General features: G+C 62.1%; 14 protein-coding genes. 7 read left to right on the top strand and 7 right to left on the bottom strand.

Features of this window, described 5'->3' with window-relative positions:
* Positions 1-13 precede the first annotated feature (13 nt).
* A complete protein-coding gene (locus NW846_RS02610) occupies positions 14-3,214 on the top strand; it encodes an efflux RND transporter permease subunit (protein WP_414515221.1) in 3,201 nt (1,066 codons plus the stop codon).
* Between the two features lie 340 nt (positions 3,215-3,554).
* Here NW846_RS02610 and NW846_RS02605 read toward each other — a convergent pair whose 3' ends face one another.
* The 4 genes from NW846_RS02605 to NW846_RS02590 all read right to left on the bottom strand — a co-directional run bounded on the left by NW846_RS02605 (position 3,555) and on the right by NW846_RS02590 (position 5,867).
* Positions 3,555-3,809: a DUF2949 domain-containing protein gene (locus tag NW846_RS02605; protein ID WP_041438079.1), complete on the bottom strand. Its 255-nt coding sequence runs from the start codon at positions 3,807-3,809 to the stop codon at positions 3,555-3,557.
* Between the two features lie 152 nt (positions 3,810-3,961).
* Positions 3,962-4,762, bottom strand: coding sequence for a hypothetical protein (locus tag NW846_RS02600; protein WP_011429340.1), 801 nt, complete (start codon positions 4,760-4,762; stop codon positions 3,962-3,964).
* A gap of 121 nt (positions 4,763-4,883) precedes the next feature.
* A complete protein-coding gene (locus NW846_RS02595) occupies positions 4,884-5,618 on the bottom strand; it encodes a low-complexity tail membrane protein (protein ID WP_011429339.1) in 735 nt (244 codons plus the stop codon).
* Positions 5,619-5,648: 30 nt separating this feature from the next.
* On the bottom strand, positions 5,649-5,867 hold the full coding sequence (locus tag NW846_RS02590) for an NAD(P)H dehydrogenase subunit NdhS (RefSeq protein WP_011429338.1): 219 nt from the start codon (positions 5,865-5,867) through the stop codon (positions 5,649-5,651).
* Positions 5,868-5,972: 105 nt separating this feature from the next.
* Here NW846_RS02590 and NW846_RS02585 point away from each other — a divergent pair, with 105 nt between their 5' ends.
* On the top strand, positions 5,973-6,563 hold the full coding sequence (locus NW846_RS02585) for an FHA domain-containing protein (protein ID WP_011429337.1): 591 nt from the start codon (positions 5,973-5,975) through the stop codon (positions 6,561-6,563).
* 1 nt (position 6,564) lies between these two features.
* Here the strand turns inward: NW846_RS02585 and NW846_RS02580 are convergent, their stop codons facing one another.
* Positions 6,565-8,019, bottom strand: a complete 1,455-nt coding sequence (locus tag NW846_RS02580) for a cation:proton antiporter (RefSeq protein WP_228375494.1) — start codon at positions 8,017-8,019, stop codon at positions 6,565-6,567.
* Between the two features lie 336 nt (positions 8,020-8,355).
* Here NW846_RS02580 and NW846_RS02575 point away from each other — a divergent pair, with 336 nt between their 5' ends.
* The 3 genes from NW846_RS02575 to NW846_RS02565 all read left to right on the top strand — a co-directional run bounded on the left by NW846_RS02575 (position 8,356) and on the right by NW846_RS02565 (position 10,502).
* A complete protein-coding gene (locus NW846_RS02575) occupies positions 8,356-9,579 on the top strand; it encodes a ribulose bisphosphate carboxylase small subunit (RefSeq protein ID WP_414346267.1) in 1,224 nt (407 codons plus the stop codon).
* Between the two features lie 126 nt (positions 9,580-9,705).
* The gene (locus NW846_RS02570; RefSeq protein WP_228375408.1) at positions 9,706-10,221 is read left to right on the top strand and encodes a thylakoid membrane photosystem I accumulation factor; all 516 of its coding nucleotides are present in this window, start codon (positions 9,706-9,708) and stop codon (positions 10,219-10,221) included.
* Entirely contained in the window at positions 10,218-10,502 is a 285-nt protein-coding gene (locus NW846_RS02565) for a hypothetical protein (RefSeq protein WP_011429333.1), read from the top strand. The genes NW846_RS02570 and NW846_RS02565 overlap by 4 nt, the downstream gene beginning before the upstream one ends.
* Before the next feature lie 282 nt (positions 10,503-10,784).
* On the opposite strand, the gene cbiB is transcribed toward NW846_RS02565, so the two are convergent.
* Both cbiB and NW846_RS02555 read right to left on the bottom strand, forming a co-directional pair.
* On the bottom strand, positions 10,785-11,774 hold the full coding sequence (gene cbiB, locus NW846_RS02560; RefSeq protein WP_099812485.1) for an adenosylcobinamide-phosphate synthase CbiB: 990 nt from the start codon (positions 11,772-11,774) through the stop codon (positions 10,785-10,787).
* Between the two features lie 22 nt (positions 11,775-11,796).
* Entirely contained in the window at positions 11,797-12,249 is a 453-nt protein-coding gene (locus tag NW846_RS02555; protein WP_011429331.1) for an Rrf2 family transcriptional regulator, read from the bottom strand.
* An 88-nt stretch (positions 12,250-12,337) separates the two neighbouring features.
* Between NW846_RS02555 and rsmI the strand changes: the two genes are divergently transcribed.
* Together rsmI and rppA are read left to right on the top strand one after the other, a co-directional pair.
* Entirely contained in the window at positions 12,338-13,249 is a 912-nt protein-coding gene (gene rsmI / locus NW846_RS02550) for a 16S rRNA (cytidine(1402)-2'-O)-methyltransferase (protein ID WP_099812486.1), read from the top strand.
* Between the two features lie 3 nt (positions 13,250-13,252).
* Positions 13,253-13,993 (top strand): two-component system response regulator RppA, encoded by a 741-nt coding sequence (rppA, locus tag NW846_RS02545; protein WP_011429329.1) that lies wholly within the window; start codon positions 13,253-13,255, stop codon positions 13,991-13,993.
* Positions 13,994-13,999: the final 6 nt, after the last annotated feature.

The raw sequence follows: 13,999 nt of genomic DNA, 5'->3' as shown, positions 1-13,999 counted from the left end.
GGATCCCTGGCCTATGTTTGTCGACTTTTTCATTCGCCGTCCTGTTTTTGCCAGCGTCTGCTCCATCATCATTGTGCTGGTGGGAGCGGTGAGCATTCCCCTATTGCCGGTGGACTACTACCCGCAGGTGGCGCCGCCGGCGGTGAGGGTGACCGCCGTTTACCCTGGAGCCGATGCCGAGACGGTGGAGACGGCGGTAACCAATGTGCTGGAGCAGGAGATCAACGGCGTCGAGGGCATCCGCTACATCTCTTCGGTGAGCAGCAGCAACGGCACCAGCCAGATCACCGTCACTTTCAGCCCGGATCGGGATCTGGACACGGCGGCTGTGGATGTGCAAAACCGGGTGGCACGGGTGCAGGCGCGGCTGCCGGCAGAGGTGATCCAAAACGGCCTTAGTGTAGAAAAGGCCGGCGATAGCGCTTTTGTGCAGGTGGTGGCGCTGCGCTCAGAGGCAGGGGAATACGACGAGCTGTTTGTGAGCAACTACGCCGAGCTGTTCGTGCGCGATGCCCTGCGGCGCATTCGCGGCGTCAGCGATGTCATCGTCTTCGGGGAGCGCACCTATGCCATGCGCATCTGGCTGGATCCGACGCGGCTGGCCGGCTATGGGCTGACGGCGCTGGATGTGGTGAACGCCGTGCGCCAGCAAAACATCCAGGTGCCTGCCGGACAGATCGGCAGCCAGCCCAGCCCCCCGGATCAGGAGGTTCAGATCAGCGTCCAGGCCACGGGGCGGCTGTCGCAGCCGGAGGAGTTTGCCCAAATTGTGCTCAAAGCCAGCCCCGACGGCAGCTTGGTGCGCATTGCCGACGTGGGTCGGGTGGAGCTGGGGGCCCAAAGTTACGATACGTTCTTCCGCATCGGCGGCCAGGAGGCGGTGGGGATCGCCATCACCAAGCAGCCGGATGCCAACGCCTTGGAGGTGTCGCGGCAGGTGCGGCAGACGTTGGCGGAGCTCTCCCGTAGCTTCCCGCCCGGCTTGATCTACGAGATCGCCTTCGACGCCACGCTGTTTATTACGGAGTCGGTGCAGGAGGTGATCTTCACCCTGCTGCAGGCTATTGTCCTGGTGGTGCTGGTGCTGTTTATCTTTTTGCAGGATTGGCGCATCACTCTCATCCCCACTGTCACGATCCCGGTGGCGCTGCTGGGGACGTTTGCGTTTGTGCGCCTGTTCGGCTTTTCCATCAACACCCTGACCATGTTCGGCCTCACCTTGGCCACCGGCCTGGTGGTGGACGACACCATCGTGGTGGTGGAGAACATCTCCCGCTACATCCGCGACCGCGGCATGCGGCCTCTGCAGGGGGCCTCGGCGGGGATGAACGAGGTCCTGGGGGCGGTGATCGCCACGACGCTGGTGCTGTTGGGCCTGTTTGTGCCAATCGCGTTCTTTCCCGGCACCAGTGGCCGCATCTACCGGCAGTTTGCCGTCACCATTGCCGTATCGGTTTCGCTGTCTACCTTCAATGCCATTACCCTGGCTCCGGCGTTGTCGGCGCTGCTGATCCGCCCCCGTTCGGAGCAGATGTTTTGGCTGTTGCGCTGGTTTGACCGGGCCGTGGAAGGGATCCGCGCCGCCTATCGTCGGTTCCTGGAGCTGGTGGTGAAGCTGCGGCTGCTGGTGGTGGCGGGGTTTGTCGCCTGTCTGGGCCTCACCTACTGGCTGTTCCAAATTGTGCCGACGGGGTTTGTGCCGGATGAGGATCAGGGCTTTTTCATCACCATTGTCCAGGGGCCGCCGGGGGTTTCCCTCAACTATACCGACAGGGTGATCCGGCAGGCCGCCGCTATTTTGGAGGGGATCCCTGAGATCGAAAATCGGGTGATCGTGGGGGGGTTCAGCTTTACCGGGCCCTCGCCGGGGAACGGGTTAATCTTCGCCACCCTCAAGCCCTGGGACGAGCGGCGGCGACCGGAACAATCGGCGCAGGCGATTGTCAACCGGCTATTTGGGCCTTTTTTGGGCGGGATCAGCCGCGCATTGGTGATCCCGATCCTGCCGCCGGCCATTCCCAATTTGGGGGTTGCGGGCGGGTTTACTTTCCAGCTTCAGGATCGGGGGGTGAACGATTTCAACCTGCTGCAGCAGACGGCCAACACGCTTTTCTTCGTGGGCAACGCGCCGCCCCCGCCGGGCCAACCCCCCCTGGGCGTGCGGATTAACCCGCCCACCTTCAACGCCAACTCCCCCCGGTTGCAGGTCAAGGTGGATCGGGACATGGCCCAGGTGCTGGGGATCCCGCTGGCCGAGGTCTTCGGCACGCTGCAGACCCTGTTGGGGGGCACCTATGTCAACGATTTCGACCTGTTCAACCGCAACTACCGGGTCTATGTGCAGGCGGATCAGGCTTTCCGGGGCAGCCCCGAACGTATCGGCCAGTTCTACGTGCGCAGTGGGCAGGGGCAGCTTTTGCCCTTGAGCACCCTGGTTCAGGTGGAGGAGACCACCGGCCCTGCAATCATCAACCACTTCAACCTCTTCCGCTCGGCGGAGATCCAGGGCAGCCCGCTGCCGGGCTTCAGCTCAGGGCAAGCCATTCGGGCTATGGAAAGTCTGGCTGCCCGCTTGCTGCCGCAGGGGTTTGGCTTCGAGTGGTCGGGCCTGTCCTTGGAAGAGATCGAGTCGGGGGGACAGGCGCCGCTGATCTTCGCTTTGGGGTCAGTGTTCGTCTTCCTGGTGCTGGCGGCCCAATTTGAGAGCTATCTGGATCCCTTGATCATTCTGCTGGCGGTGCCGCTGGCGGTTCTGGGGGCGCTCTCGGCCCAACTGCTGCGGGGCCTGGCCAACGACATCTTTTGCCAGGTGGGGCTGGTGATGTTGATCGGTCTGGCCAGCAAGAACTCGATCTTGATCGTGGAGTTTGCCAACCAACTGGTTGCCCAGGGGATCCCGCTGGTCAAGGCCGCGATCCAGGCGGCGGAGACCCGTTTCCGCGCCATCCTCATGACGGCCCTGAGCACGATCCTGGGGATTTTCCCGCTGGCCGTGGCCAGTGGCGCCGGGGCTGCCAGCCGCCAGTCTCTGGGCACGGCTGTTATCGGCGGTATGTTCGTCTCGACCCTGCTCAGCCTGCTGGTGGTGCCGGTGCTCTATGTCGTGATCAAGAGAATCCAGGCGCGAGTTTTGGGGAGCGAATCCCGTGGGGATCTGGCCCATCTGCCGCCGCCGGAGGATCCCAAGGGTCTGTTGCCGGAAGAATCGACTTGATTGCAGGGCAAAACCTATGGCTGTGGATTCCAGCTTTTTCCAGCGACAGGGTTGGTAGGCCAACCACGCTGAAAGAGCGCCCAGCCACCCTCTTGCAGGAGCGGTGCAGAGTGCTGTCTTTCCCTCTTCTGCTTACGCAAGCGGCAGTCGGCCAAGTACAACAGGTCAGCTAACCAGAAGATTCACCCGATGGTGGCTGGGGGGCGGGCGGCGCTGCAGGAAGGGAGCCGCAGCTCACCGCTACAGGACTTTTAGGATGAGTGACGGTGGAGTCCGAAAAGGCCATACTGCAGTCTCGCTCCTCGGCCAGGAAAACAGACGGCAGCAGTCACCCTTTTTGTCAGCCGAAGGCCTTGTCTTGGAGCAGCTCCGGGTCAGCGTCGCCAGATACTCTCTCCCAAAACTGCGCCAAGTGCTGCAGGCCCACAAACCCCAACTGCCAGAGGATCAAGGCCAGGGGGCCGTGCTGCTGCCGCTGGATCTTCAGGGCCAAGGCCAGTTGTTTGGGCTTGAGGAGCTGTTGCTGCTCGGCAAAGCGGCAGAACTGCCGATCCCATTGGCTGAGGGCTTGCAAATCCGGCACAGTCAGTTCCATAGGTCTGGCTTGGGTGTAACTGGACGCTGGATCCCCTACTGTGGATCTCTTCTTTAGGGTACGCGTCTCCCTCAGCTCTCCCAAGGCGGCTCAGGGCAGAGGGCACTGAGCTTTGCCGCAGAGCTGACTTACAAGCGCTGTTGGGATAGCCCCTAGCTCCAGGGATCGTCATCGAAGGGGCTGTCCGACCAGTAGCCGCCCGACTGGGGTGGAGGAGGCTGTTGGGGTGGTGGGTAGCCGATGGGAGTAGAGGGCGGCGGCGTGGGGATGGGAGTTGGCTTTTCCATATCCTCAAGCCGCGGCAGGTCGGCGGGTTTGGGCTCAACACCGAGGCTCCTCAGCTTGGCCTGAGCTTCCTGTATCTGGGCGTTCAGCTCTTCCAAGTACGCCCGGTAGTGGTTGGCGGCTTCTAGGTATTGCTTGGCTTTGCGCTCGTTATCTTTGATGACGGCCTCTAGCTCTTTGTTGCGAACGGTGTAATCGGCCTCTTGGTTGGTGAGGTTTTCGATGGCCTGGTTGAGCACAGCCCGCCGGCGCTCCAGTTGGGCCACGATCTCCGACAGTTGCCGTTCCCGCTCGCTGAGGCTGCGCTCGCGGTTTTGCGTTTGCTCCAGTTGAAAGGCGGCCTGGCTCAGTTGTTCACGTAGGTACATCACTTGGGGTTCAGTCTCGTTGCGCTCCTGCTGCAACTCGAAGACCCGCGCTTCTAAGTTGTCTTTTTCCTGCTGCAGCACTTCCCGCTCGTTCAAAAGACGGGTGTAGAGCTGGTTGAGGAAGTCCACCTCCATCACCACCTGGCTGAGCTGGGTGGCGTATTCCCCAACCAATGCCAACTCCCGCGCGAGGTTTTGGGTTTCGCTGGTGGCTTGCTCGGTGAAAAACTGGGGAAGCTGGGTGGTTTCTCTGAGGCGTTGGGTGAACTGTTTAAAGCGGAAGGAAAAGTTGCTCGCCATTGCCGGTGCGGTAGCCTCGAAGATCAGGAGAACGCCGATGGTCAGACAACAGTCTGGATCCCGTCCACTCTAGCATCGAGCTGCAGTTTCTTTGGGGTAGAAATCCGTCCCAGCAACCTGTCTAAGTGAAGTCAGGGGTCGTTTCCGGTGTGGCAGCCTCCCGTCCTTCGGATTCGGCATCTGAGCCGGCAGCTTCGGCTACTTCTACTTTACAGTCGAGTCTCTGATTTCCATCTTTTTGTGCCTGCGATGGGACTGCGGCAATCCGGCGCAGCAGCCGTTGCAACAGCGGGGTGTGGCGATCGCCAACAACGGAGAAGCGGCTCTCGATCTCCTCAGCAGGGATGGGATCCAGTTGGGCCAGCTCCGGCTCGCTGAGGAGAAGTACCCGTATTGCAGCAAGGGGGATCTGCAAGAACAGGTTGGCCCCCCAAAACCCGAAGGCGGCTATGGCCAGGCCGGCCAGACGGGTGCCGTTGCCAGGGGTGAGGGGGGCAAAGAGGGGGGCGAAGTCGTAGAGGCGCTCAAAGACTTCCAGCAGCAGGAGTGCCGCCAATAGCGTCAAGATCTTGTGTTCGGGGCTGAGGAAGGCAGCCAAGATGCGGCGTTGGTCGGGGGTGAGTTCCTCGGGAGGAACGGCGGCCACCCACAGGCTGAAGACATCGAAGGGCTTGCGCCACTGCATGGCAAAGACTGGCCCAATGCCCGCCACGGCCACTGCGGCCTGCTCTACTCCCACCGACAGGAGAGGATCCCCGGTGGCCAACCCAATGACGGTTAGCCCAATCCACAAGGGGAAGAGGAGGATCCCGGCGGCATGGATCCAAAGGAAAGGTTCCTGCCAATGGCTGCGCATGGGGAAGTTCTAGAGGAAAGCGGAGCGGAGCTAGCGGCGGGACTTGTCCACCACTTCCAATTCCGAAAGGCGGAAGGTAACCAATTTATCCCAGTTGCCCCCCTCGAAGAGGACAGCGGCATGGTCGTCGGTAACCCGCTGTACTTGTCCTTCAAAGAGGTAGTAGGTATCGTTGGGATTGATGACCCGCACGGCCACGCCAGGGTAGATGGGGGGAAGTTCCTGAAGAAGGGAGGGAGTTGCAGTCATGGCGGCTGTTTACGATTCCTCGCGGGTGGCTAAGCCCTATCCTATCATTATGAAGGAAGGCCCTTCTTCTGCCGAACCTTTCTCTGGCAAAGCCAACCCCAAACGATGCCTGCTGACCCAGCGTCTTCCCCCTCCCAGACTTGGCATGTGCTGGTGATCGATGACGAGCAGGGACGGCGGGCTGTGGCCCTCAGTGCCGCCACCTATTCCATCGGCAGGGATCCCAGCAACGCCATTGTCGTCCATTCGGCGGCGGTTTCTCGGCAGCACGCGCTGCTCTTGCGGCTGCCGCAAAAGGGCGGTGGCTACACCTACCGGCTGTTGGACGGCAATATCGAAGGCAAGCGCAGCACCAATGGCATCTCAGTAAACGGGCAGAAATGTCTGAGCTGGGATCTCAAGGATGGGGATCAGATCCAGTTGGGGGATCAGGTGCGGATGCAGTATTGCATTCGCCAGTTGTCGAACGAAGAGTTTCAGCGGTATCTCCAGTCTGTTAGCTTTCGCAGCCTAAAGGCGGAGGTGGTGGATCGGCGCTCCACAACGATGCAGCGGTTTGACCCGCCCTCGATGCGGGTGATTTTGCCCCAACAGGAGAGGGCGGAGAAGGTTGAAGACGTGGGATCCCGCCGTCGCAACCCGCTGTGGCTGCTGTTCCAGACGCTCTGGGGACGTTTGGGGAGAAAGTCGAGGTGATTCAACTCTCAGGAATGCCCACCTGCTCTGAGTCTGAGCGAGCTGATGGGGTTTCGACGCGGTCTTGCTCTGATGCTTCTGCCTGCAGATCCAGGAGAGAAGGAGGAGAGTCTACTTCCCCGATCAATACTCCCCGCAGCCAGAGGGGGGCAATAAAGGTGGTGGCGATCACCATGACGATGATGCTGACGTCGAGAGCCTCGGAGAGAACCCCGCTGGCCGCTCCCACGCCGGCAAACACCAGGCCCACCTCGCCGCGCGGGATCATGCCCACGCCGATGGCATAGCGGTTGATGCCCGGCTTGCCGAACGCCCCCAGGCCGGCGGCCAGCTTGCCCACAATCGCAACGCTAACCAAGAAGACGGCAATGATCAGCCCCTCGCGGTTGGCGGGGAGGGTGGGGTTGAGCACGGCGAGGTTGGTTTTGGCCCCGACGCAGACGAAGAAGATGGGCACCAGCAGGTCGGAAACGGGCTTGATCTGTTCTTCTAGCTCCTGGCGCTTGTCGGTTTCCCCTAGAATTAGGCCGGCGGCAAAAGCGCCCAAAATCGCCTCCAGGTGGATCACCTGCCCTACGTAGGCCAACAAGAAAGCCAAGACCAGAGCGGGCAAAAGGGGGTTGCCGCGGGCTTTCAGGTTGTTGAGGAGAGCCACAAAGTAGGGGCTGAGGAGTCGCCCCAAGACGATAGAGCCGACGAGAAAGACGACAGCGCTGACGACGATGAGGCCAACATCGGCGACGTCAACCTCTCCGGTTTTGGCCAAGCTAGCCACCACCGCCAAGATGATGATGCCCAACACGTCGTCCAGGACGGCGGCGCCGATGATCACCTGCCCTTCGAGGGAGGTGAGTTTTTGCAGCTCGGCCAAGACGCGGGCGGTGATGCCAATGCTGGTTGCCGTCAGAGCCGCCCCGGCGAAGATGGCAGGGATGACAGGCACGTGAAAGAGGTAGAGCAGGCCCAGTGTTCCCGCCGCAAAGGGCACAGCAACCCCAATAACGGCCACGGCCGCCGCCTGCGGGCCAACCCGCAACAGTTCCCCCAGATCCGACTCAAGACCAATTTCAAAGAGAAGGATAACCACCCCCATCTCCGAGAGGATGTCGATGATCTGGCTTTGGGAGGAGAACACCTGCACCAGGGATCCCTTGTCAAGACCCGCGGTGGCCTGCAGAATCTGCATCAGAGCTGAGGACTGGGCCAAGGTAGGCAACGCCTCGGCAGAAAGCGGCCCTTCGGGAAAAACCAGTAACCCCAGGCCAGAACCGCCCACCAACACCCCTCCCAGCAACTCTCCCAGCACGGGGGGAAAACTCAGGCGAACGGCCATTTCTCCGCCAACGCGGCTGGCCAAGTAGATGACCACCAAGGCCAGCAGCACCGCCACCAAGATCAAGGGAGAGAGGTTGTCTCCCCCTGGCGCCTCGACGGGAGCGGCGGCTTCGACAGCCAGCAACACAGAGCTTAGGCAATTCAACAGCAAGATCTCACCCTTAGATGGACAGCTTTTCGTCTAAGCCGGCCTGACCAGAGCGCCAGAAAAGCTTGTGTTGCCATCTCTGGGGTCGCCCTGCCGGAAGACTGTTACAAAAACTAACCTCCCGCGTAATCCCATGGCAACGCCCATGTGGGCACTCTTTCCCCTTACCGATAGTCCAGATAATTAGCACTTATCTGGAGTATTGTCCCTGCTGCCCGCCGAGAATTGGGCCGAGGAGGGGCAGGGGCCAACTTCCCAGAACGACAATGGAGGAAATAGAAACTCTCGCAACCAAGCTAAGGCCCACCGATGAGCTACTACATCCCCCCCACCTTTCTTAAAGTTGTCGCCCTGCACCTGACCAAAAATCATCTTCCTCTGCCCGACGTGCCCGTTCCGCTCATCTTGGGCATCCACGGGCGCAAGGGGGAGGGCAAGACCTTCCAATGCAACCTCATCTTTGAGCGCATGAAGGTCTATGCCGTCCACATCTCGGGGGGCGAGCTGGAAAGTCCCGACGCCGGGGATCCCGCCCGTATGATTCGCCTGCGCTACCGTGAAGCTGCCGAGCACATCCGCAAATTTGGCCAGATGGCCGTGCTGATGATCAACGACCTGGATGCCGGCGCCGGTCGCCTGAACAGCATGACCCAGTACACCGTCAACACCCAACTGGTGAGCGCCACCCTGATGAACATCGCCGACAACCCCACCAACGTGCAGCTTCCCGGCAGCTACGATCCCAAGCCCCTGCCGCGGGTGCCCATCATCGCCACCGGCAACGACTTTTCCACCCTCTATGCCCCCCTCATCCGCGATGGGCGCATGCGCAAGTTCTACTGGGAGCCCAGCCGCACCGACCGCATCCACATCGTTCACGGCATTTTTCAAGCCGACGGGCTGTCTCTTGAGGAGATTGAGCGCCTGGTGGACGCCTTTCCCGAGCAGGCCATCGACTTTTTCGGCGCCCTGCGCGCCCAGCTCTACGACGAGCAGGTATGGCAATTTATCCAAGAAGTCGGCCTGGAAGGGATTGCCTTTCGCCTGCTCAAAAGCAAAGAGGGCGCCCCCCAGTTTCCGCCACCGCGATTTTCTCTGGAGCAGTTGATCCAGGCCGGCCACCAGCTCAAAGCCGAGCAACACCAAGTAGAAGCCCGTCGCCTCTCCGAGGAATACCTTGGCCTCCGGCGCTCCGCTCCTCAAGAGTCGCCCCCCGCTTCCCCGCCATCCCCTCCTCCTGTGGCTGCCAACTCGGCCGATCCTGCCCCAGTTTCCCTCAACCCAGACGTGCAGGCCCAGCTTCGCCAGATCCTGGCCCAAGGCTATGAGATCCTGGTGGAGCATGCGGATCCGCGCCGCTACCGCGTTCATTCCTGGCAGGAGTGTGGAGTTGCCCACCTGAGAGAATGGGCCGCTGCCTGTCAGGCTGTCGAGCAGTGCCTCAGCCGTTTTCCCAAGGACTACATCCGGCTGGTGGGCGTAGATCCGGTGAAAAAACAACGGCGGGTCGAGGCCATCATCCACCGCCCCTGAGACTGAACCGGGGCAAAATGGCACAATGAGAGAGCCTCCCCTCTGCCCGACAATCCTCCCTGGATCATGCTGTTTTGAATCATGCTGTGGCTGCGTCTTCTCCTGGTAGCTTTGTGCGTCGTGTTAATGGGCTGGTTGTCTCCGCCTGCCCATGCTCTCCTCAACGACGACCGCTACGACGGCAACATCTTTGCCCTCTATGGCTCCAACGGCGGCATGATCCCCCCTCGTGTCTCCCTGAAACAGGCCAAAGAACAAGGGATCCCGGCCCTGCTGGTGTACTACATCGACGACAGCAGCGACTGCAAAAAATACGCAGCCACCCTGGCCAACCTGCAAGTTCGCTATGGCTGGGGAGTCTATTTCATTCCTTATTCTGTCGATTCCCTCCTGCCTGGGGATGAGCGTGGCCAATACTACAGCGGCCAAGTCCCCCAGACCCTGCTTTTTGACTCCCAGGGCAACCTCGTCTACCAATCCATTGGCAACCGCCCCATCACCGAAGTGGAAAACGCCATTCGCGCCCTCTTCCAGTTGGATCCCGTCCCCCCAGGGGTGATCCAAGCCAAACCCTTCAACGAGATCCAAACCGGGTTTGCCGGATCCCGTTCCCCCGCCCCCCCAGCCGAGGCGCAGCCGTGACCGCTCCTCCCGATTCCCCCGATTCCCTTGAGGCTCTGCAAGCCAAGCTCGAGATCTTGCAAGCGCGGCTGGCCGACCTGCGCGAGCTGGAGCGCCTATCCCAGCTCTCCCCCGAACACTGGGCTGAAATCCAGGCGGAAGTCAGCCAATTGGAACAACGTCTGCAAGCCTACCTGTTGGAAGTGTTTAACCCCGTTCCTGCCACCTTTTGGCAGGTGCTGCGTTTTGGCGGCCTGGGCCTGCTCCTCGGCATTGCCCTGCAGCGCTGGGCGCTGAGCTAGCACCCGTTAAGATTAAAAGCCCTTGGATCCCGGAGCTCCTTCCCATGCGCATGCGACGCTCCAGACCGTTCAGTTTTGACTGCAAGACCTCGCCTTTTCTGCCTCTGTTCGGCTTAGGCAGCTTTAGCTGCTTCTGAATTATCCTGGTGTTGCGGGCACCAGAAACGGCTTTTAAGGCACTGGGAACGGTCGATTGGGGCTGCTGTAAACCAGCCCAGAGGTCCGCGGTCGGTTTGCCGACTGCAGGGCTACTAAAAGCTCCTGACTTTAGTCTGGAGTAGTTTACAACCCCTCTCCTAGAGGGAGAGGAGAGTTGAGAACTAGAGTTACTCCCACCATCCAACTTCCCCACACCCCCAGAACCTGCCTCAGCAGCCCCAGACTCTCCCGCACCACCTGGGGGCTCAAGGGACGAGCCGGGATCCCCACCTTGGGCTTCTCTTTGGGGATGCCGCGATAGAAATTGGTGCCTCCCAACTGGATCTGCAGCCGCCAGGCAAAGGCCGCCTCGCTCCACCCCGAATTGGGGCTGGGATCCGCCCGCCCGTCGCGGCGACAGCGCTGCCAAAATCCCCAGGGATCCCCGCTGAGCAGGGCCAGGGTCAGCACCGTCAGGCGACAGGGCAGCCAGGTCAGCCCATCCTCACAGCGGGCCGGCACCGTGCCCAGGTAGGTGAAGGGGGCATGGCGGTAGCCCACCATCGAATCAAGCGTGCTGCTGGCCTTGTAGGCCAAAGCCAAGGGCGCCCCTCCCAAAAAGGCATAGAACAAAGGGGCCGTCGCCCCGTCGGGGGTATTCTCGGCTACCGTCTCGACCACCGCTCGCAAGATCTCCGCCTCCGTCAGGTGCTCCGTATCCCGGCCCACGTAGCGGCTTAGGCGCTGGCGAGCCTGCGGCAGATCCCCCTTTTCCAAGGGATCCAACACCTCCAAGGCGGCAAAGCGCAGGCTGCGCCCCCCTAGGCAACTGGCCATCAGGATGATCTGCATCAGGATCCCTGCCCAGGGATGGAGAGCCTGGGCAACGGCGATCAGCCCCCAGCCTGCCGCGTAGGATCCCGCCAGCAGCGCCAGGGTGAGAGCTGCCCCGCCCCAGCGCTGGGCCGCCGGCGTTGGGCAGCGCCTGAGAATGCAACTCTGGCCCCAGGCGATGACCGCCCCCATCACCCGCACCGGATGGGGCCACCCCCAGGGATCTGCCAACCAGTAATCCAGACCCAAAGCCGCCGCCAGCACCAGGGGAGCGGCTGGCTGACTCGGAAAAAACAGCAAGGTCTCCCTCCCGCAGGCGCGATCAGACCACAAACCCTCCCCCCTGACTTTGGGCTGCCTGCCAACTGCGGGCGTCGAAGTAGAGATCTTCCAGAGTTGTTTCCTCCAACACCTGCTCCACCCGCTGGGCGATCCGCCGCCAGAGGGCCTCCGTTACCCAGTCCAGCCCATCCGCAGAGCCTTCCTGCTGAGCCCCTGCCCTCTCAGCCGGGAGAGGATCCAGAGATTCTCCCACCGCCGCCAAAATGGCGCTAATTGGGATCCGCCGCGGTGCCCGTGCCAGCCGGTAGCCCCCCTGCGCCCCGCGCTGCGAACAGACCAAGCCAGCCTGGCGCAGCTCGATCAACAGCTTTTCCAGATAGGGGGCCGGGATCTGCTGTCGCTCGGCAATGGCCCGCACCGAGGCCACCTGGCCAAGCATCGCCAGATCCAGCAAAGCCCGGATGCTATAGGTAGCTCGCGTGGTCAGGCGCACCTGCTTTCTCCCGCCAATCTTCCCCGATCCTGCCACAGGGATCCCTTAACCTGGAAAGCAGTACCCGCTTAGCTCTGGCCTTGTCGAGATGGAGCGCCCCACCGCCAGCCTCTACTTGGTGGCCACCCCTATCGGCAACCGCGAAGACATTACCCTGCGGGCGCTGCGAGTCCTACGGGAAGTGGACTGGGTGGCGGCAGAAGACACCCGCCACTCCGGCCAGCTTCTTAAACACTTTCAGATCTCCGCCCGCCTCATCAGCTACCACGAGCACAACGCCGCCCAGCGCATCCCGCAAATCCTCAAGTATCTGGCGGCAGGGCAGTCGGTGGCCCTAATCAGCGATGCCGGCACACCCGCCATCTCCGATCCAGGAGAGGAACTGGTGCGCGCCTGTATCCAAGCTGGGATCCCGGTGATCCCGGTGCCTGGCCCGGTAGCGGCAGTGGCCGCTTTGGCTGCTTCTGGGCTGGCCACAGGGCGGTTTGTCTTCGAGGGGTTTTTGCCGCTCAAAGCCAGCCAACGACAAGCCCGTCTGCAACAACTGGCCCAAGAAGAGCGCACCGTCGTTCTCTACGAAGCCCCCCATCGCCTGCAGCAAACCCTGCAAGATCTCCTGGCTCACTGCGGCCCCCGGCGGCAGATCGTGCTGGCCCGCGAGCTGACCAAGCTGCACGAGTCCTTCTGGCGGGGATCCCTGGCCGCCGCTCTGGAGCACTGCGCCGCCCAGCCGCCGCGGGGGGAGTTCACCCTTGTTCTAGAGGGGCGGCCTGCCTCCGAAAAGGGCGAAGAAACCTCCCCCTCGGAAGCGGAAGTTCGCCAGGAGCTGGCCCGCCTGCTGGCCGAGGGCCTTCCCCGCTCCGCTGCCAGCCGCCAACTGGCCCGGCGCTTCCAGGGATCCCCCCTGTGGACGCGGCGCCGCCTTTACGATCTCTGCTTACAACTGGAGCCCCCTCCCTCCCTGGCCCCTCCGGCAAGCGACGACGAGACAGAATCCTAGAGCATGGCGCGCATCTTGTTGGTGGACGACGAAGTGGAGCTGGCCGATTCCCTGGCCCAGCACCTGCGGCGAGAGGGCCACAGCGTGGACGTGGCCTACGAGGGAAACAGCGCCTGGGAGCTGCTGCAGAAGCCCCCAGCCCCACCCTACGACTTGCTGGTACTGGACTGGATGTTGCCGGGCCTGTCCGGCCTCTCCCTCTGCCAACAGGTGCGACAGGTAGATCGCGCCACCCCCATCCTCTTCCTGACCGCCAAAGATACTCTCGACGACCGGGTGGAAGGGCTGGACGCCGGCGCCGACGACTACCTGGTCAAGCCCTTCGAGCTGCGGGAGCTGCTGGCGCGGGTGCGAGCCCTCTTGCGGCGGGCTGCCGGCCCCGGCGAAGGGATCCCTCGCCTGCAAATTGGAGACCTAGAGCTGGATCGGGAGAACCAAGTGGCCTACCGCCAAGGACGGATGATCCACCTCTCCCAAAAAGAGTTCCGCCTGCTGGAGTACTTCATGGCCCACCCCGGCCAGTTGCTCACCCACGAGCAGATCTACGAGCGGGTGTGGGCCGGCGAGGATCCCCCCAGCAGCAACGTCCTGGCTGCTCAGGTGCGCCTGCTGCGGCGCCGCCTCCGTCTGCCCGGCTCCCCCGAGTTGATCCACGCCGTCTATGGCAAAGGCTACCGCTTCGGGCCTGTGGCCGAGGATCCTCAGCAGCCGCCAACCCCCCTCTCCCCCTGGGAGAGGGGCTGAGGGTGA

The organism is Synechococcus sp. W60.3, assembly GCF_047502615.1.
In the GTDB taxonomy this organism is placed as follows: Bacteria; Cyanobacteriota; Cyanobacteriia; order Thermostichales; family Thermostichaceae; genus Thermostichus.
Note: the sequence above shows the minus strand (reverse complement) of the source record. Positions and strands in the feature narration are given on the sequence as shown.